This is a genomic window from Rhizobium skierniewicense Ch11 (assembly GCF_023757665.1).
GTDB classification, from domain to species: Bacteria; Pseudomonadota; Alphaproteobacteria; order Rhizobiales; family Rhizobiaceae; genus Agrobacterium; species Agrobacterium skierniewicense.
This window is the reverse complement of the sequence record NZ_RXPG01000029.1, coordinates 110,772-129,395: the sequence shown is the minus strand read 5'-3', so window position 1 is coordinate 129,395 and position 18,624 is coordinate 110,772. Positions and strand designations below refer to the sequence as shown.

Sequence of the window (18,624 nt, the reverse complement as noted above, 5' to 3'; positions counted from 1 at the left end):
CATGAATTGGGACGATGTGCGTATATTCCTCAGCGTTGCCAGAAGCGGACAGTTTCTGTCTGCAGCCAGAAAGCTCGGCGTCAACCATGCAACGCTGAGCCGACGTGTCTCGGCGCTGGAGACAACGCTTGGCTCCCAATTGTTTCTGCGCAGCACCACCGGCTGCGAACTGACAGAAGATGGCGTCCGTTTTCTTCTGTCTGCGGAGAGGATGGAAACGGAAATGCTTGGACTTCAGGCCGATCTGGGGCGCGGAGATGCCGCGATCAGCGGAACGGTCCGCATCGGCGCGCCAGATGGTTTCGGTGTCTCTTTTCTGGCGCCGCGCCTCGGTATGCTGACGGCACGACATCCTGACCTGAAAATCGAGCTCGTGCCCGTGCCCCGTTCCTTCTCGCTGTCGCAGCGCGAGGCCGACATTGCGATCACTATCGAAAGACCGGAGCAAGGCAGGCTGGTGCTGTCAAAGCTCACCGACTACTCACTGGGGCTGTATGCGTCGAAATCCTATCTTAAACAGAATGGGGCGCCTGAAACCGTTGAGGCGCTGAAGCGTCACCGCAGGATTGGTTATGTCGAAGACCTCATCTTTTCGCCATCGCTGAATTACACCGGCGAAATCATGCGCGACTGGAATGCGAGCTTCGAAATATCGAGTGCCACCGGCCAGACGGAGGCGGTGCGCTCTGGTGCGGGCATTGGCATCTTGCATGATTACATCGCCCGCAATGATCGGGAACTGACGCGCATTCTGCCTGATGTCACGATCCGCCGTTCCTATTGGACGGCGTTCCATGAAAATGCGCGCCAACTGGCGCGGGTCAGAACCGTGGTGCAATTCCTTCAGGATATTGTGACGAGTGAACGGTCGATCTTCAGTCCTGCCGCGTGAGCCTGATGATATAGCAGACGATGCGATCTGCCTGGACAGCGACCGTGCCATTGACCGAAACGGCGTCAAGCGCCGTCAGGGCCAATGACTGATGGTCTGATACCGCGTAGATCTCACCCGTTGCCAAGATAAATACCGTTTCGTTTTCGGCCTGTTTGCTGACCGAAAAGCGGCCGCTGAGACGCTCGACGCTGTGACGATAACGACCACGCCGCGTCATCACATTCAGATCGCTAATTGGCCCATCGACAAGCGTTGCCTCGACTGGAACATCTGCTGGGAAAGCAAGCGGTGGGCTTGAAAGCGTCATAAGGACGGGCTTTTGACCATCCATCCTCAGCGACATGCCATTTCCATTCAGAATGGACAGCGTACGATCTATGCCGGGAAAGATGGAGAATGGTCCGTCGCCTGCAACCGCTGCCATGCTGATACGCCAGTCAAAAGTCTCGACTGAGGCGTCTGGTGGAAAGACGGCGATTTCCACCGTCTCCCCGCCGCCATTCTTCCACGGCATATGTTTGTAATTGCTGGAACGAAGCAGCTCCATCCCGATCAGTTGCCGAGAATGCCGGGCAGGCGCAGGCCCTTTTCCCGGGCGCAGTCCAGCGCGATATCGTAGCCTGCATCCGCGTGGCGCATGACGCCGGTTGCCGGGTCGTTCCACAGCACGCGGTCCAGACGCCGTGCCGCATCGTCAGACCCATCGGCGCAGATGACCACGCCGGAGTGCTGGGAAAAGCCCATCCCCACACCGCCGCCATGGTGCAGCGAAACCCATGTCGCGCCCGACGCCGTGTTCAGTAGCGCATTGAGAAGCGGCCAGTCGGAGACGGCGTCCGATCCGTCCTTCATCGCTTCCGTCTCGCGGTTGGGCGAGGCAACCGAGCCCGAATCGAGGTGATCGCGACCGATGACGACGGGGGCTTTCAGCTCGCCGGTCTTGACCATTTCGTTGAAGGCCAGCGCCAGCCGGTGACGATCCCCCAGACCCACCCAGCAGATTCGCGCAGGCAGGCCCTGAAAGGCGATGCGATCGCGTGCCATGTCCAGCCAGTTGTGCAGATGGGTGTTGCCGGGCGTCAATTCCTTCACCTTGGCGTCTGTCTTGTAGATATCCTCCGGATCACCCGAAAGTGCTGCCCAACGAAACGGGCCGATGCCACGGCAAAACAGCGGGCGGATGTAGGCGGGCACGAAGCCGGGGAAGGCGAAGGCGTTTTCCAGCCCCTCCTCCTTGGCAACCTGGCGGATGTTGTTGCCGTAATCCAGCGTTGGAACGCCGGCGTTCCAGAAATCGACCATGGCCTGAACATGGAGTTTCATCGAAGCGCGGGCGGCTGCTTCCACGGCCTTCGGATCGCTTTCCTGTTTGGCGCGCCATTCGGCAACCGTCCAGCCGATGGGCAGATAGCCGTGGATCGGGTCATGGGCCGAGGTCTGGTCGGTGACGATATCGGGCCGGACACCGCGTTTGACCAGTTCAGGGAAGACGTCGGCCGCATTGCCGATAAGGCCGACGGACTTGGCTTCGCCCGCTTTCGTCCACTGGTCGATCAGCTCCAAGGCCTCGTCCAGCGTGTGGGCCTTGGCATCGACGTAACGGGTGCGCAGGCGAAAATCGACGCGGGTCTCGTCGCATTCCACGGCAAGGCAGCAGGCACCGGCCATGACGGCGGCCAGCGGCTGAGCGCCACCCATGCCACCCAGGCCGCCGGTCAGGATCCATTTGCCCTTGAGATTGCCGTCATAATGCTGGCGACCAGCCTCCACGAACGTCTCATAGGTGCCCTGAACGATGCCTTGCGTACCAATGTAGATCCACGACCCGGCCGTCATCTGGCCGTACATGGCCAGCCCCTTTTTATCCAGCTCGTTGAAATGCTCCCATGTGGCCCAATGCGGCACGAGGTTGGAGTTGGCGATCAGCACGCGCGGCGCATCCTTGTGGGTGCGGAACACGCCGACAGGCTTGCCGGACTGGACGAGCAGCGTCTCGTCCTCGTTGAGGTCCTTCAGCGTGGCAACGATGCGGTCGAAATCCTCCCAGGTGCGGGCGGCGCGGCCAATGCCGCCATAGACAACGAGTTCATGCGGGCGTTCGGCAACGTCAGGGTCGAGATTGTTCATCAGCATGCGCAGCGGCGCTTCGGTCATCCAGCTTTTGGCGTTGAGCTCAGAGCCTCTCGGGCTGCGGACTTCCCGTTCATTGTGGCGTGGGTTGGTCATGATGGTCTCCCCTGTTCGTTGATGCGCAGCGCGAAGTCTTCCATGCGCGTCAGAATATCTTTGAGATGAATGCGAAGAGCTCCGGCCTTTTCGGCATCATAGGCGAAGGGCGGCGCTTCTGTGACAAGATGGGTGGATTGCGCCAGCTCCATCTGGATGGCGTGAACGCCGCTATCCGGCTTGCCGTACTGCCGCGTGGTCCAGCCGCCCTTGAAACGCCCGTTGAGAACGGACGTGTATCCTCGCGCATTCGCTGTCACATCGACGGCGATGGCTTCGATAGCGGGGTTGCAGGTGCGACCGAGATCCGTGCCGATATTGAAATCCGGCAAGGCGCCCTTGAACAGAAACGGAATATGCGAGCGGATGGAGTGACAGTCGTAGAGGATGGCGATGCCGTGAATGGCTTTCACCCGCGCGATTTCCGCTGCAAGAGCTGCGTGGTATGGCGCGTGAAACGTTGCCAGCCGGTGGGCGATATCCGCTTGCGTCGGCTCTTCGCCTGGCTTCCAGATCGGATTACCATCAAAATCCGTCGTCGGAACCAGACCGGTCGTATTCTGGCCGGGGTAGAGGCTCAAACCTTCTGGATCGCGGTTTGCGTCGATCACATAGCGGTGGAACGTGGCGCGCACAGTGGTCGCATCATCCAGCAGTCCCGCATAGAGATCGTGAATGTACCAGTCCGTGTCGGCAAGGATTTTACCGTTGTCGTTCAGGCGTTCCCATATGTCCTGGGGCACATCGGTGCCGGTGTGCGGCAGACCGAGAATGATGGGGGAGGAGCCGTGGTGCGTTTCGAAAACAGGCATTCTTATGCCTCCAGCATCGGCAGAATGCCATCCGAGATGACAGACACCAGCGCACCGGACGCAATCAGTTCCGACGCTGCTTTCAGGTCGGGGGCCATGTAGCGGTCATCATCCAGCGAAGGAATGACGTTGCGCAGCACGGCCATCGCCTTTTGCAGTTCCGGGCTTGTCGTCAGCGGGCCGCGCAGCTCCACGCCTTGCACCGCAGACAGTGCCTCGATACCGATGATAGCAAACAGGTTTTCCGTCATCACCAGCAGGCGGCGCGCGCCATGGCAGGCCATCGACACATGGTCTTCCTGGTTGGCGGATGTCGGTGTGGAATCGACCGATGCCGGATGCGACATCTGCTTGTTTTCGCTCATCAAGGCAGCGGAGGTGACCTCTGCGATCATCAGGCCGGAATTCAGCCCCGGTTTTTTGGAGAGAAACGCGGGCAGGCCGTAGGACAAGGCGGGATCGACCAGAAGCGCAATCCGGCGCTGGGCGATGGCACCGATTTCGCAGATGGCGAGCGCCGTCTGGTCGGCGGCAAAAGCCACCGGTTCGGCATGGAAGTTGCCGCCTGAGACCACGGAATTGTCTGAAAGCACCAAGGGATTGTCGGTGACGGCGTTGGCTTCGATCTGCAATGTCTGTGCGACGTGACGCAGAAGGTCGAGGCAGGCGCCATCTACCTGCGGCTGGCATCGGATACAATAGGGGTCCTGCACGCGCTCGTCGCCTTCGATATGGCTGATGCGGATTTCGGAACCTTCCAGCAGATTGCGAAGGGCTGCACCGGCATCGATCTGGCCTTTATGGCCACGAAGCGTATGAATATCGGGATGGAACGGCGCGGAAGAACCCATGGCCGCATCGGTGGACAACGCGCCGGTAATCAGTGCCGCCTGTGCTGCTCGGTGGGTGCGGAACAGCCCGGCCAGCGCGAGCGCCGTCGATGTCTGGGTGCCATTGATCAGCGCCAGACCTTCCTTGGCGGCCAGAACAACCGGTGTCAGTCCAGCCCTGGAAAGCGCGTCAGAGGCTGGCAGCAAAGTGCCCTGATAAAAGGCCTCGCCTTCTCCCATCATGACGGCGGCCATGTGGGCCAGCGGCGCCAGATCACCGGATGCACCGACCGAACCCTTTTCCGGGATTGACGGGATGACACCCTTTTCCAGCATGCCTTCGATCAGTCGCACCAGCTCCAGCCGCACACCGGACGCACCGCGACCAAGCGAAATGAGCTTCAGCGCCATGATGAGGCGGACAATATTTTCCGGCAACGCTGCACCCACGCCGCAGCAGTGCGAGAGGATGAGATTGCGTTGAAGGGTCGTCACGTCGGCGGCATCGATCTTGATCGAGGCCAGTTTGCCGAAACCGGTGTTGATGCCGTAGACAGGGGCATTCCCCGCCGCGATCTCGGCGATGCGTTTGGCCGCACGCTCGATGCCGGCATCGAAAGATGGATCGAGCTTTGCAGAGCCATTGTTCCAGTAGAGGTCGGCAAGATCGGCAAGCTGCACGGAACCGGGGTGAAGCGTGATGGTCATGATGTGATCCGTCCCTTGAAAATACGGGCATGAAGCGGGTTGAAACCGATGCGGTAGACGAGCTCGGCGGGACGCTCGATATTCCAGATGGCGAAGTCGGCAGATTTGCCGACCTCCAGTGCTCCGGTCTCGGAGGTGAGCCCGAGGGCTTTCGCGGCGCTCCGCGTCGTGGCTGTCAGGCATTCCTCCACCGTCAGGCGGAACAGAGTTGCGCCCATGTTCATGGTCAACAGCAGCGACGTCAGCGGCGAGGTGCCGGGGTTGCAATCCGTAGCCAGCGCGATATCGGCACCCGCATCGCGTAGTGCCTGAACGGGTGGCGCTTGCGTTTCGCGCAGCGCATAGAATGCGCCGGGCAACAGCACCGCGACGGTTCCGGCGTGGCCGAGCGCGTCGGCACCGGCCTTATCCAGATATTCCAGATGATCGGCAGAGAGTGCGCGGTAAGATGCTGCAAGCACGGAGCCGCCAAGATTGGAGAGCTGCTCCGCATGCAGTTTCACCGGCAGGCCAAGAGACGTGGCCTTGTCGAAAACCATGCGCATGTCTTCAACGGAAAAAGCAATCCCTTCGCAGAAGCCGTCGACAGCGTCGATCAAGCCTTCCGCATGGCCGCGCTCCATTCCGGGCAGGACGACGTCGGTGAGGTAGTCCGCGTTGCGGCCCTTGTACTCAGCCGGTGTCGCATGGGCGGCAAGATAGCTGGTGACGATGCGAACCGGACGAAGCGCTCCCAGCCTGCGCGCCACACGCAGCATTTTCAGCTCCGTCTCGATGTCCAGCCCGTAGCCGGATTTGATCTCGATGGTGGAAACGCCTTCCGCCAGCAGCGCATCCAGGCGTGGCAAGGCCTGCGCAATGAGTTCGCCCTCGCTCAGCGCCCGTGTATCGCGCACAGACGAGACGATGCCGCCGCCCGCCTTGGCAATGTCCTCATAGCTTGCGCCGTTCAGGCGCATCTCGAATTCCATGGCGCGGTTACCGCCAAAGACGAGATGGGTATGGCAATCGATCAGGGCCGGGGTGATCCATCGGCCTTCGCAATCGATGCTGTGGGAGGTGGCTGCATAGTCGCCCGGCAGGTCCGCTTCGGGACCTGCATAGACGATGCGCCCATCTTTCACCGCTAAGGCGCCCCTCTCGATAACTCCGAGGCCGGATAGTGACGGTGAGAGCGTCGCAAGATGGGCATTGCGCCACAGTGACATCATGCTCTGATCCTCTGGAATGGAGTTGTCGGTCATGCTCGATTTTCCCTTCCCTTATGTTTAATATGTATATACATAATGGATTGCGAGGCAAGAGCTGCGATCTGAAAAATTGAGGAGCCACTATGATCCTTCACGCTGAAACCGCTTTGTTGGCTGGTGGCTGGGCCAAAAACGTCCGCCTGGCAATGATGGGCGGCCAGATCGCTTCTCTTGAAACGGATGTCGCGGCGAAGCCGACGGACGAGCGGGCGAGCATCATCGTTCCCGCCATGCCGAACCTGCACAGCCACGCGTTTCAACGCGCCATGGCGGGAATGGTGGAAACGCGTGGAAGCACGGCGGACAGTTTCTGGAGCTGGCGAACGCTGATGTACCGCTTCGCGCTGACCATAACGCCGGACCAAATGGAGGCAGTGGCGGCTCAGCTCTACATGGAAATGCTGGAAACCGGTTTCGGCCGTGTCGGCGAATTCCACTACCTCCACCATGACAAGGACGGTGGTCATTATGCCAATATCGCCGAACTTGCCGAGCGGATCGCCGCTGCGGCCTCGCAAACCGGTATCGCGCTGACACTTCTGCCTGTGCTCTATGCCCATTCTGGCTTTGGCGGACAGGAACCGCTGGACGGTCAGCGCCGCTTCATCAATTCCACGGACAGTTTTGCACGCCTGGTGGATGGCTGCGTTGATGCTGTCGCCACGCTGCCGAACAGTGTGGTCGGTGTGGCGCCCCACAGCCTTCGGGCGGTGACACCGGAAGAACTTGTCATCGCGGCGCAGCTTGCGCCGAACGCACCCCTGCACATTCATATTGCCGAGCAGGTGAAGGAAGTCGAAGACTGCATGGCATGGTCTGGCAAACGACCCGTGCAGTGGTTGCTGGACACCAACGATATCACGGATCGCTGGTGCCTTATCCATGCCACCCATATGACGCTGGAGGAAACGACGGGTGTGGCAAAGGCCGGTGCGGTGGCCGGACTCTGCCCCGTTACCGAAGCAAATCTTGGTGACGGGACCTTTGCAGCACCTGAATTTCTGGCGGCTGGCGGCGTGTTCGGGATCGGCTCCGATAGCAATGTGCTGATCGGTGTGGGGGACGAATTGCGGCAGCTGGAATATTCGCAACGCCTGTCGCAGCGCGCGCGCAACGTCATCGCACCGGCCAATGGCTCCACGGGCAGAACGCTTTTCGATGGCGCACTGAGCGGCGGCGCGCAAGCCTTGGGCGTAAAGGCGGGCATTGTCGAAGGTCAGGCTGCTGATATCGTGTCGCTGGACACATCGCACGCGCCCTATCTGGACAAGGACCATCTGCTGGACGGCTGGATTTTTGGTGGTCTGGTGAAACCGGACACGGTCTGGATCCATGGCAAGGCGGTCGTTCGAAACGGCAGGCATGTGGCGCGCGAGACGATCTCCAGCCGCTTTCACAAGACCATGAAAGAACTTTTGTCTGCATAGATAACCGGATCCGGCAGAGCGCGGTTTCCGGGGCTTGACTTGGGCCAATACCTCGCCGAGTGCTAGGCTTTCAAGGAGTATTTAAGCCATGCCTCATTTCCTTCGTCAGCTTTCGCCCACAGGTCTGGGTGTAGCCGTGATGCTGCTTGGCATGCTGCTGTTTGCGTTGAACGATGCGATGGGAAAATGGCTGGTCGCAACCTATAGCCTCGGCCAGGTCGTACTGGTGCGCAGTGCGGCCGCCATCATTGTGCTATTGCCCATTCTTTTGCGCGTGGGATTGCGAAATCTGGTGCGGGTCGAGCGTCCCGTCTTGCAGGCGGCGCGCGTATTTTTCTCCACCGCCGAACTCTTCTGCTTCTACTTCGCCGTGGCGGCTTTGCCCTTGGCGGATGTCATGACCTATTGGCTGGCGGCCCCCATTTACGTAGCCGCCCTTTCGCCGTTTCTCTTGGGTGAAAAGGTCGGCTGGCGGCGCTGGACGGCGATCGCTATCGGCTTCGTCGGCGTGCTGGTCGCGCTCCAGCCAAGCTCCGCATCCCTCACCTCGGCGGCACTGTTTTCGGTTCTCGGAAGTGCAGCCTTCGCATTCATGATGCTGTCCGGGCGTCAGTTGAGAAACACCCCGGATACCGTTCTTGCCTTCTGGCAGGTTGTGGGCGCTGCGGTCGCCGGGCTGGTTGCGATTGCCTGGGCACCGTCGGGCTGGGTGCCGCTGCAATCCGGCTTCGATCTTTTCCTGCTTGCGCTTCTAGGCATCGTCGCCATGACGGCACATGTGCTGGTCAATCGCGCCCTCAAGCTGGCAGATGCCGCAACCGTCGCACCGCTGCAATATACGCTGCTGCTCTGGGCAGTCGTGTTCGGATGGCTGATCTTTGGCGATATACCCCAGAAAAGCATCGTGATCGGTGCCGGCCTGATCGTGCTGGCGGGGCTCTATATCTTCTTCCGAGAAAATGCCCTCAAGCGCAGGCAGGCGAAAGCTGCGCGCCCGCCAATGGAAGATGTGGTCTAACGAGAAAGCCCTTGTGGGCCAGGATGCAACTTTTTGTTTGCAAAATCGCTGAAATTCCATCTCTCCGACAGGCTGAAGCCTCAAAAGACAACTTTCGCCTTGACGAGATCACGAACTTGAGAGACTACAAGGGCATTCCCATCCCCTGACATCTGGATTTGGGAACCGAACTTTGGTGCCGGGCCCCTCTGGCGAGAGTTTTACGGCGCTCTCGCGATGTCGGTACCGCCTGCTTCTGACGCCGGCGGATTTAAACCCATGAAAAATCTGACCATGCATTCCATGCGTGCGCTTTGTGCCATGCCTAGCCCCCGCTTCCCTGTTCGCCCAGCCAGCATGGGAGCCCTGTGATGACACAGACAACGAAATCCACACTGACCTATTTCAAATGGGCCTTCATCGTCACGGTCGTTGGCCTCATTCTGGGTGGCTATCTCGGCTGGCAGATGACGGGTACCGTTAGCGGCACTGCCACGATCTTCTTCATCTGCGCGGTTCTGGCCGTGCTGGAGATATCGCTGTCCTTCGATAACGCCATCGTCAATGCCAACAAGCTGAAAGACATGACGCCCGAATGGCAGCACCGCTTCCTGACATGGGGCATTCTCATTGCCGTGTTCGGCATGCGTATCGTCTTCCCGCTTTTGATCGTCGTCATCGCTGCCAATGTCGGTCCGTGGACAGCCATGGTGATGGCCGCAACCGAACCGGATCGTTATGCGCAGATCATGAAGGATGCACATCTGCCGATCGCAGCGTTTGGCGGTACCTTCCTGATGATGGTGGGCCTCAGCTTCTTCTTCGATCATGAGAAAGACGTGCACTGGGTGCGCTGGGTGGAAGAAAAGATCGCCGCCTACTCCTCCATCAAGGGCATCGAGATCGCCTTCGTGTTGATCGTCATGCTGGTCTTCTCGCGCATCATCGCGGGTAGCGCCGATCCCAAGCTGGGGCCGGAGGCAGCCAATTTGTTCTTCAGTTCGGCGATCTGGGGTCTTTTGACCTTCCTTCTGGTCGAGGTTTTGGGTGGTATTCTGGACCGCAGCCAGCAGGTGCTGGAAGGTGCGGCAAAGGGTGGCTTCGGCGCGTTCCTGTATCTGGAAGTGCTGGACGCGAGCTTCTCCTTCGATGGCGTCATCGGCGCCTTCGCACTGACGTCCAACCTCTTCATCATCGCCATCGGTCTGGGCATCGGTGCCATGTATGTGCGCTCGATGACCATCATGCTGGTCGAAAAGGGGACGCTGGCGGAATACCGCTATCTGGAGCACGGCGCGTTTTACGCCATCCTCATCCTCTCGGTCATCATGTATGTGCAGAGCCTGGTCCACATTCCGGAAGTCATCACCGGCCTTGGCGGCGCAACGCTGATCGGTATCTCGCTGTGGTCTTCGATCCGCTACAACAAGCGGGAGAGAGCCCACCAAGCAGCATCCGGTCACGGTCCCGTCGCTTGACACGTCAACGGCCTCTCGCCCGCGCGGCGACGGCTTAAATTGAAGCGTTTTGCTTTTGAGCGATTAAAAATTAAGCCCCAGCGTCGTCACGCTGGGGCTTTACCGTTTTCAGGTCCCCTGATGTTCAGGCTTTTGCCCGGATATTTGCAGTTGGCACGCTTCCTGCTTTGTGCTCGGCAAGTCCAGAGGGGACGCAAAAGCTCGCAAAGAGCATTCGCTGCCGCCATGGTCGATATGCATCCGTGCAATCGTCCTGGCGGCAGTTTTGTTTTTGTTCACCGGTTTGCGCCAAGATGCGGGGAAACCACCGACTGAATACGAGCGAATGGAGCCGGACGTGCCTGTCGAATTGTCTCCCTCCCAAGCGCTGAGCCTGTGGCATCGGGTTGTGCTGGCGCAGGTCGAAGAGGATGCGCCGGACCTGACCGCGCGACAAATGGCCATCCTGCTCCATATCTATCTCGTGCCACCGCCGCACACGGTTCGTGGGCTGGCCCAGGTTCTTGGGGTCACCAAGCCCGTGATCACCCGCGCGCTGGACAGTATGGGTGCCATGGGCCTCGTCGACCGTCAGCGTGACCCTGTCGACCGCCGGAACGTCGTCATAAAAAGAACCGTATCGGGTGCGCTCTATCTGGAAAAATTCGGTGATTTGATTATCGAACAGGCACGCAAGGCCTGAAAGAACGGGACGACATACGATGACGCTTGTAGAGACCACACTTGATCGCCGCCTCAACGTTTTCAGGGAAGACCTTGCCGATGAGCGGCTGAAAGGTCAGGTCCAAGCAGCCCGATTTGTCAGTGGTACGCCAGCGCAGGTGACGGTTCCCGTCATCGGGCTGCGTCCAAAACCCGATCTTGCAACAGGTATCGACACGGAATTGCTGATGGGCGAAACGGTGCGGGTGTTCGAGCGTGCCGATGGCTGGGCCTGGGTGCAGGCCGATGCCGACAGTTATGCCGGATATCTACCCGAAACCGCGATTGGCGAAATCGTTACCGCCACCCACCGCATCATTGTGCCGCGTACCTTTCTCTATCCTCAGGCCGAACTGAGGAAGCCACCCGTGGCGCCGCTGTCCATGGGCAGTCGCGTGACATTCGTGGGCGAGGCGGAGACCCGTGGGACACGGTATCTCGTGACCGACAAGGGGGAAGCCGTCATCGCATCGCACTGTGTTGAAGTCGGCACGGCTGTGGAAGACGACTATGTGTCCGTCGCGCTGCGCTTTCTGGAAACGCCCTATCTGTGGGGCGGACGTTCGGGCTTCGGGATCGATTGCTCCGGGCTCGTGCAGCTTTCCATGGCCATGACGGGGAAATCCGTTTTGCGCGACACGGACATGCAGGTGCACTCGCTGGGCCACGAGATCACCCGTGAAGCGTTACAGCGCGGCGATCTCGTCTTCTGGAAAGGCCATGTTGGCCTGATGGAGGATGCAGACACACTGCTCCACGCCAATGGCCACACCATGACGGTATCGCGCGAAAATCTCACAGAGGCGATCGAGCGGATCGGTTGGCTCTATGAGAGACCGACCGCTTTTCGTCGCCCATGAGGTTTCACGAAAACGTTTGAGCCGTCCGCCTGTTTCGGCCCGCCTGCCGTTCTATATAAACAAGCATCGCATTTACGGCAGGGCAGGCTATGGCACGACCATCGACAGGTATCGCGGCTTTCATGGTGACAGGGCTTTTCCTTGCCGCTTCTGCGCAGGCGCAAACGGTCTACGACAACGGATACAAACCGGCGCCGGACGCCTACACCAATCTTCCGGGTGTCAAGGATCCCCGGACGCTTCAGCAGAAAGAGCGCTACACCTGCTCCTCCACATCGGTCACGTCGAGTTATCCGGACGGTGAATATCGCGATCTCTTCGGAAGCCGTGGTCTGCCCGTGCAGGGCTATCGCTGCACCGGGTCGGCGGGCGTGACCGCGACGGGCACACGCGTGCCCACCTCGAAGGACTGGTATCCCGGCATCAACCCGCCCGCCGTCGATTTCTGATCGGCGTTTCAGAACCGCCTTTACCCAAACCGGTCTGGACTTGCCTTGGTTTTATCAGATAAGTCTTGTGCCGGGAGCGGATCAGGTTCCTGGAGGCGTCACGCCTTTCGAAATGCGCGGCGATACCGACCCTTGTTGAAGACGGGGTCTGGTGCGGGGGATAGCAGCAGCAATGACGAAGACAGATATAGCGACCCGTGTGCACAACCACACCTGGAAGCTCGACCCCATCATCCGCAGTCTCATCGATACGGATTTCTACAAGCTTCTGATGTTGCAGATGATCTGGAAGCTTTATCCAGAGGTCAATGCAACGTTTTCGCTGATCAACCGCACAAAATCCGTCAAGCTTGCCGATGAAATCGACGAGATGGAACTGCGTGAACAGCTGGACCACGCCCGCACGTTGCGGCTTTCGAAGAAAGAAAGCATCTGGCTGGCGGGTAACACCTTTTACGGCCGCTCGCAGATTTTCGAGCCGGAGTTCCTGTCGTGGCTGGATAGTTATCAGTTGCCGGAATACGAACTCTTCAAGCGTGATGGGCAATATGAGTTGAATTTCCATGGCCGCTGGATGGATACCACTCTGTGGGAAATTCCAGCCCTTGCCATCATCAACGAATTGCGCTCGCGCAGCGCCATGCGCTCGATGGGCTATTTCACGCTCGACGTACTCTACGCCCGCGCCAAGGCCAAGATGTGGGAAAAGGTCGAGAGGCTGCGTGAACTGCCGGGCCTGCGCATTTCCGATTTCGGTACCCGCCGCCGCCACAGTTTCCTGTGGCAGCGCTGGTGCGTGGAAGCCTTGAAGGAAGGCATCGGTCCGGCCTTTACCGGCACCAGCAACGTGCTTCTGGCGATGGATTCCGACCTGGAAGCTGTCGGCACCAACGCCCATGAACTGCCCATGGTGGTTGCGGCGCTGGCGCAGAACAACGAGGAACTGGCGTCTGCCCCCTATCAGGTGATGAAGGACTGGAACCGTCTTTACGGCGGCAATCTGCTGATTGTTCTGCCGGATGCGTTCGGCACCGCCGCATTCCTGCGCAACGCGCCGGAATGGGTGGCCGACTGGACCGGCTTCAGGCCTGATAGTGCGCCTCCCATTGAAGGCGGTGAGAAGATCATCGACTGGTGGCAGAAAATGAACCGCGATCCAAAGAAGAAGCTGCTGATCTTTTCGGACGGTCTCGATGTCGACGCCATCATCGATACCTACAAGCATTTCGAAGGTCGCGTGCGCATGAGCTTCGGCTGGGGCACGAACCTGACGAATGATTTTGCCGACTGCGCGCCCAAGACCATCGAAAGCCTCAAGCCGATCTCGATCGTCTGCAAGGTCATCGATGCCAATGGCCGACCGGCGGTGAAGCTGTCCGACAATCCGCAAAAGGCCACCGGTGAGGCAGACGAGGTGCAGCGTTACCTGAAATTCTTCGGTCAGGAAGATCGCAAGGAACAGGTCGTTCGCGTGTAAGGGGAGGGCGGTTTCCCGCCCTCATTCGGTGTCTTACGTCTTGGCGAAGGTCCGTGAGATATAGTGGAACAATGCGCGGATCGCCTGCGCTTCGCCACCGATGGACGAATGCGGGCGTTCGCTCAAAGACCAGCCGTAAATGTCGAAATGCGCCCATTTCTTCGTCTGCGTCACGAAGCGCTTGAGGAAGAGAGCAGCCGTAATCGAGCCCGCCATGCCTCCGGCTGGCGCGTTGGTGATGTCGGCAGCGCGTGAACGAATATCCTTGTCGTAGCCCATATAGAGCGGCAGACGCCACAAGGGGTCATCCACATCCATGCTGGCATCGGCAATGCTGTGAGCAAGGTCCTCGTCGTCGGTGAAGAACGGCGGCACGTCAGGTCCGAGTGCGACGCGGGCAGCACCCGTCAACGTCGCCATGTCGATCATCAGATCAGGTGCATCTTCATCGGCATAAGCCAGCGCATCGGCCAGAACGAGACGTCCCTCCGCATCGGTATTGTCGATCTGGACGGTCAGGCCCTTGCGGCTCTTGTAGATATCGCCGGGGCGGAAGGCGTTGGCGGAAATAGAGTTTTCCACCGCGGGCACGAGCACGCGCAGATTGATCGGAAGGCGCGCATCCATGATCATCAGTGCAAGACCAAGAACGTTGGCTGCACCGCCCATATCCTTCTTCATCAACGCCATGGACGAGGACGGCTTGATGTCGAGGCCGCCGGTATCGAAGCAGACACCCTTGCCGACCAGCGTCAGGCGCGGATGGCCCTTCTTGCCCCAGGTCATTTCCAGAAGGCGTGGTGCGCTTTCGCTGGCACGACCGACCGCGTGCACCAAAGGGAAGTTTTCTTTCAGCAGGTCTTCGCCAGCCACGACGGAAACCTTTGCCTTGTAATGGGCCGCCAGACCGCGGAAGGCGATTTCGAGCTGATCCGGTCCCATGTCATTGGCAGGCACGTTGATCAGGTCGCGAGCCAGATAGACGCCGGCCAGAACACGCTTGATCTCGGCGTCCTCGGCATCGCGGGGAATCACAAGTTTCGCGCCGTTGCTTTTCACGGTGCGATATTTGTCGAAGCGATAGGCGCCGAGACCGAAGCCCAGCATCAGGCGGTTGACCGTCAGCGGTGCCGCTTCGATATGCCAGTCGCCTTCAGGCAGCTCCCTTGCGAGTTTGCCGGTGATGAAGGGCAGTTCGGATGGATTGGTGCCGAGACCCAGAAGCGCGCCACCGAGTGCACCTTCTGCGGACGGGATCAGAAGAAGCGCGCCAGCATCCGCTTTGAAGCCCGCCTTGCGTGCCCAGTCGAGGGCAATCGGATCGATTGCACCCTGTTCGATGTGCGCCGGCGTCACGGCAAAAACCGGCAGCGTCGTGCCTGCTTTGGAGCTGAAAGGCGTGGTGCGTTCGATAAATTGATAGGGGGGCATCGGCTGCTTTCGTAAAGGTCTGAAACCGGTAAATTAACACTCTGTTAGGGTTAACAGATTATTGCTGGAGCGAGGGTTGCGTCGGTTTAACTTACACCGTGCGCGCCGTTTCGATCAAACCGAAAGCCGGGGCAATGTCATGATTGCTGTTTCTACCATCTCAGCACGTCGCACGACACTGCTTCGCGGTGCATGCGCGGCGATCGTTGCGCTTTCCCTCGCCAGTTGTTCAACAACCAAGCCTGATCGCATGTCGACGGGATCGATTCCGCAGGTGTCGCGCGCCTACGACCAGATGAACATGGAGCAGTTGCGCCAGGCGGAAGCGTCCACCGGACAGGCCTATGAGCGCAACCCGAAAGACCGCAACACCGGCCTCAACTACGCCAACCTCCTGATGATGACCGGCAAGAACACACAGGCGCTGGCCGTCATGCAGCAGGTGGCAATCGCCTATCCATCCGACCGGGAGGTTCTGGCCGCCTACGGCAAGTCGCAGGCCGCTGCCGGTCAGCTCGAGCAGGCGCTCAATACCATCAACCGCGCGCAAATGCCCGACCGCCCCGATTGGCGGCTTTATTCCGCTGAAGGGGCTGTCCTGGATCAGCTTGGCCGCTCGAACGAAGCCCGTGCCAAGTATCGCCAGGCTCTCGATCTGAGACCAAACGATCCAAGCATATTGTCCAATCTGGGCATGTCCTACGTGCTACAGAGCGATCCACGTACGGCCGAAACCTATATGCGCTCCGCCGTTTCACAGCCAGGTGCCGATAGCCGGATCAGACAGAACCTGGCGCTCGTGGTCGGCCTCCAGGGCCGTTTCGAAGAAGCCGAACGCATCGCCATGCAGGAACTGTCCGCCCAGCAGGCACAGGCCAATCTGACCTATCTGCGCGGCATGTTGGCGCAAAAGAATGCCTGGTCGCAACTGGCCGATAAGGGCAAGAAGACGGCTGCGAACTAAACAGTCCTTCTTGACGGAATATCAGATGAGGCGGCCTTGATGGCCGCCCTTTTCGTTTGGGCCTGTCAAATCAAAACGTATCGGAAATACGGATGCCTGCGGGACCGAGAATGACCGCAATCAGCACCGGCAGAAAAAACAGGATCATCGGAACTGTCAGTTTCGGCGGCAGGGCGGAGGCCTTCTTTTCAGCCTCGTTCATGCGCTCGTCACGGCCTTCCTGTGCCAGAACACGCAGGGCCTGCGCCAGGGGCGTGCCGTATCGCTCTGCCTGGATCAGCGCCTGAACGACGCTTTTCACGCCATCCAGCTGCGTGCGGATGCCGAGGTTCTCCAATGCCGTCCGGCGGTCTTGCAGGAAAGACAACTCAGCCGTCGTCAGCACCATTTCTTCCGCAAGCTCAGGCGACTGGTCCGCCATTTCCTCCGCCACACGGCGCATGGCCGCTTCCATCGACACACCCGATTCGACGCATATCAGCATCAGGTCCAGCGCATCGGGCCATGCTCGCTTGATGGATTTCTGTCGCTTGGACATCTGGTTGGAAATGAAGATATTGGGCGCGTAAAAGCCGAGATAGCCAAACCCCAGCACGGCCATCAGGCGAATGCCGAACGGTCGCGTGCCCAGATTTCCCATGACGAAGACCCACAGAAACGCCAGCAGCAGGAAAACGAAGGGGAGGAGGAAGCGGGCTGCGAGAAAGGTGTTCAGCGCGTTTTGCGAGCGATAGCCGGCAGCGCGCAGCTTGTTGACCGTATTGGCGTCCACCAATGCTTCACGCAGGTTGAAGCGCTCGACGATCTTTCGGGCCGACTTGTTGTTGTTGGCCCGCAACGACGCCTTTTCACCCTTCGCAGCTTCGCTCATGCGTTCGCGCTCGCGGCTTCTGATCTGGTCGCGCTCGGTGGACACCGCTTTCATGCGTTTGTTGAGATCTCCCTTTTCGAAATAGGGAATGGCCAGCGTATAGAACGTCGCAAACACCGCCACGGACACCAGAATGGCGATGATCAGATGTGGGTTCATGAGGCTGGATGCGAATTGCTCTGACATGGTGCTGCCGCCTCAAAAATCGAAGTTGATCATCTGGCGCATGACGACGATACCGATGGACATCCACAGCGCCGAAGCACCCAGAATGAGATGGCCGCGGGAATCGGTGAAAAGCACCGATATGTAGTCTGGCGACGTCAGATAGACGAGCGTTGCTACGATGAAGGGAAGCGCGCCGATGATGACGGCAGACGCCTTCGCTTCCATGGAGAGCGCAGCCACTTTCGCCTTCATCTTGCGACGTTCACGCAGCACCTTCGACAGATTGGCCAGCGCTTCGGACAAATTGCCACCGGCCTGGGCCTGAATGGTGATGACGGTGCCGAAGAAGTTCACTTCCGGTAGCGGCATCGTCAGCATCATGCGGCCGATCCCCTCCGGGATCGTCATGCCCACCTGCTGCGCTTCGACCACCCGCTGGAACTCCGTCTTGACCGGCTCCTGCCCGTCCGATGCAATCAGCCGGATGGAATCGTTAAGCGGCAGACCTGACTTGATGGAGCGGTACATGACGTCGAGCGCGTTCGGAAACTCCTCGAGAAACTTGTTCTGGCGACGTTTGACCAGAAAGCCGAGCACCCAACGAGGTAGACCGAGCGCACCCACAAAGCCGCCGCCAAGCGCCAGAAAAAGCGGTGCCGCATAGAGCAGCGCAACCAGAAAAATGGCAAGCCCGAGGCCTGCGCTGATGAGATAGAATTTTTGAACGGAGATGGAAAGACCAGCCTGCACCAGCCTGCCGCGAAGGCTGGTATCTTTCCGGTCCTTCGATTTTTCGTTCTGCTTCTTTTCCAGGTCTTTCAGCGTATCCTGCACCGATTTACGCCGCTTGCTCATTTCCTGAACGCGGTCTCTTGCGGCCTTGATCTTGGTGTGGTCGGTCTCTGCGGATTTGACGCGGCTGACGCGGCTGGCGGTCTTCTTCTCAACCTCGATCTGCGGGAACAGAAAGACATAGGCTATCGCTCCTGCCGAAATGGCGACGAGGATCACGAGCAGCATCACCGTCATGTTCATTTGCTGTTCCGCCTTGACCTGGCCTTACGTTGCGACATTTGACA

Annotated in this window: 17 protein-coding genes; 9 read left to right on the top strand and 8 right to left on the bottom strand. The window is 59.3% G+C overall.

Annotated features, from left to right (window positions below; genetic code table 11):
* Nucleotide 1 precedes the first annotated feature (1 nt).
* Complete coding sequence (locus EKM04_RS19015) at nt 2–892, top strand: LysR family transcriptional regulator (RefSeq protein ID WP_183896687.1); 891 nt, start codon at nt 2–4, stop codon at nt 890–892.
* Here EKM04_RS19015 and EKM04_RS19010 read toward each other — a convergent pair.
* Genes EKM04_RS19010 through hutI form a run of 5 tightly spaced genes read right to left on the bottom strand, consistent with a single transcriptional unit; the run spans nt 876 to nt 6,715 of the window.
* Nucleotides 876–1,442, bottom strand: a complete 567-nt coding sequence (locus EKM04_RS19010) for a HutD/Ves family protein (RefSeq protein WP_183896686.1) — start codon at nt 1,440–1,442, stop codon at nt 876–878. The genes EKM04_RS19015 and EKM04_RS19010 overlap by 17 nt on opposite strands.
* A gap of 5 nt (nt 1,443–1,447) precedes the next feature.
* The gene (gene hutU / locus EKM04_RS19005; protein WP_183896685.1) at nt 1,448–3,121 is read right to left on the bottom strand and encodes a urocanate hydratase; all 1,674 of its coding nucleotides are present in this window, start codon (nt 3,119–3,121) and stop codon (nt 1,448–1,450) included.
* A complete protein-coding gene (hutG, locus tag EKM04_RS19000) occupies nt 3,118–3,933 on the bottom strand; it encodes an N-formylglutamate deformylase (RefSeq protein ID WP_183896684.1) in 816 nt (271 codons plus the stop codon). Before hutG ends, hutU begins: the two co-directional genes overlap by 4 nt.
* Before the next feature lie 2 nt (nt 3,934–3,935).
* Complete coding sequence (hutH, locus tag EKM04_RS18995) at nt 3,936–5,471, bottom strand: histidine ammonia-lyase (RefSeq protein ID WP_183896683.1); 1,536 nt, start codon at nt 5,469–5,471, stop codon at nt 3,936–3,938.
* On the bottom strand, nt 5,468–6,715 hold the full coding sequence (hutI, locus tag EKM04_RS18990) for an imidazolonepropionase (RefSeq protein WP_183896682.1): 1,248 nt from the start codon (nt 6,713–6,715) through the stop codon (nt 5,468–5,470). The genes hutH and hutI overlap by 4 nt, the downstream gene beginning before the upstream one ends.
* 89 nt (nt 6,716–6,804) lie before the next feature.
* Between hutI and EKM04_RS18985 the strand changes: the two genes are divergently transcribed.
* The 7 genes from EKM04_RS18985 to pncB all read left to right on the top strand — a co-directional run bounded on the left by EKM04_RS18985 (nt 6,805) and on the right by pncB (nt 14,111).
* Nucleotides 6,805–8,148, top strand: coding sequence for a formimidoylglutamate deiminase (locus EKM04_RS18985; RefSeq protein WP_183896681.1), 1,344 nt, complete (start codon nt 6,805–6,807; stop codon nt 8,146–8,148).
* Between the two features lie 88 nt (nt 8,149–8,236).
* Nucleotides 8,237–9,166, top strand: a complete 930-nt coding sequence (locus EKM04_RS18980; RefSeq protein WP_183896680.1) for a DMT family transporter — start codon at nt 8,237–8,239, stop codon at nt 9,164–9,166.
* Between the two features lie 350 nt (nt 9,167–9,516).
* Nucleotides 9,517–10,623 (top strand): DUF475 domain-containing protein, encoded by a 1,107-nt coding sequence (locus tag EKM04_RS18975; RefSeq protein ID WP_174151856.1) that lies wholly within the window; start codon nt 9,517–9,519, stop codon nt 10,621–10,623.
* Nucleotides 10,624–10,960: 337 nt separating this feature from the next.
* The gene (locus EKM04_RS18970; RefSeq protein ID WP_183896679.1) at nt 10,961–11,305 is read left to right on the top strand and encodes a MarR family winged helix-turn-helix transcriptional regulator; all 345 of its coding nucleotides are present in this window, start codon (nt 10,961–10,963) and stop codon (nt 11,303–11,305) included.
* A gap of 19 nt (nt 11,306–11,324) precedes the next feature.
* Nucleotides 11,325–12,185, top strand: coding sequence for a C40 family peptidase (locus tag EKM04_RS18965; RefSeq protein ID WP_183896678.1), 861 nt, complete (start codon nt 11,325–11,327; stop codon nt 12,183–12,185).
* Between the two features lie 89 nt (nt 12,186–12,274).
* Nucleotides 12,275–12,634, top strand: a complete 360-nt coding sequence (locus tag EKM04_RS18960) for a hypothetical protein (RefSeq protein ID WP_183896677.1) — start codon at nt 12,275–12,277, stop codon at nt 12,632–12,634.
* A gap of 172 nt (nt 12,635–12,806) precedes the next feature.
* On the top strand, nt 12,807–14,111 hold the full coding sequence (pncB, locus tag EKM04_RS18955) for a nicotinate phosphoribosyltransferase (RefSeq protein ID WP_183896676.1): 1,305 nt from the start codon (nt 12,807–12,809) through the stop codon (nt 14,109–14,111).
* A 33-nt stretch (nt 14,112–14,144) separates the two neighbouring features.
* Here pncB and EKM04_RS18950 read toward each other — a convergent pair whose 3' ends face one another.
* Nucleotides 14,145–15,542: a leucyl aminopeptidase family protein gene (locus tag EKM04_RS18950; protein ID WP_183896675.1), complete on the bottom strand. Its 1,398-nt coding sequence runs from the start codon at nt 15,540–15,542 to the stop codon at nt 14,145–14,147.
* 139 nt (nt 15,543–15,681) lie between these two features.
* Here EKM04_RS18950 and EKM04_RS18945 point away from each other — a divergent pair, with 139 nt between their 5' ends.
* Nucleotides 15,682–16,506: a tetratricopeptide repeat protein gene (locus EKM04_RS18945; protein ID WP_174151861.1), complete on the top strand. Its 825-nt coding sequence runs from the start codon at nt 15,682–15,684 to the stop codon at nt 16,504–16,506.
* A 70-nt stretch (nt 16,507–16,576) separates the two neighbouring features.
* On the opposite strand, the gene EKM04_RS18940 is transcribed toward EKM04_RS18945, so the two are convergent.
* A complete protein-coding gene (locus tag EKM04_RS18940) occupies nt 16,577–17,563 on the bottom strand; it encodes a type II secretion system F family protein (protein WP_174151862.1) in 987 nt (328 codons plus the stop codon).
* A gap of 12 nt (nt 17,564–17,575) precedes the next feature.
* Nucleotides 17,576–18,580 carry a type II secretion system F family protein gene (locus tag EKM04_RS18935; protein WP_183896674.1) on the bottom strand — a complete coding sequence of 335 codons (1,005 nt, stop codon included), beginning with the start codon at nt 18,578–18,580 and terminating at the stop codon, nt 17,576–17,578.
* Nucleotides 18,581–18,624: the final 44 nt, after the last annotated feature.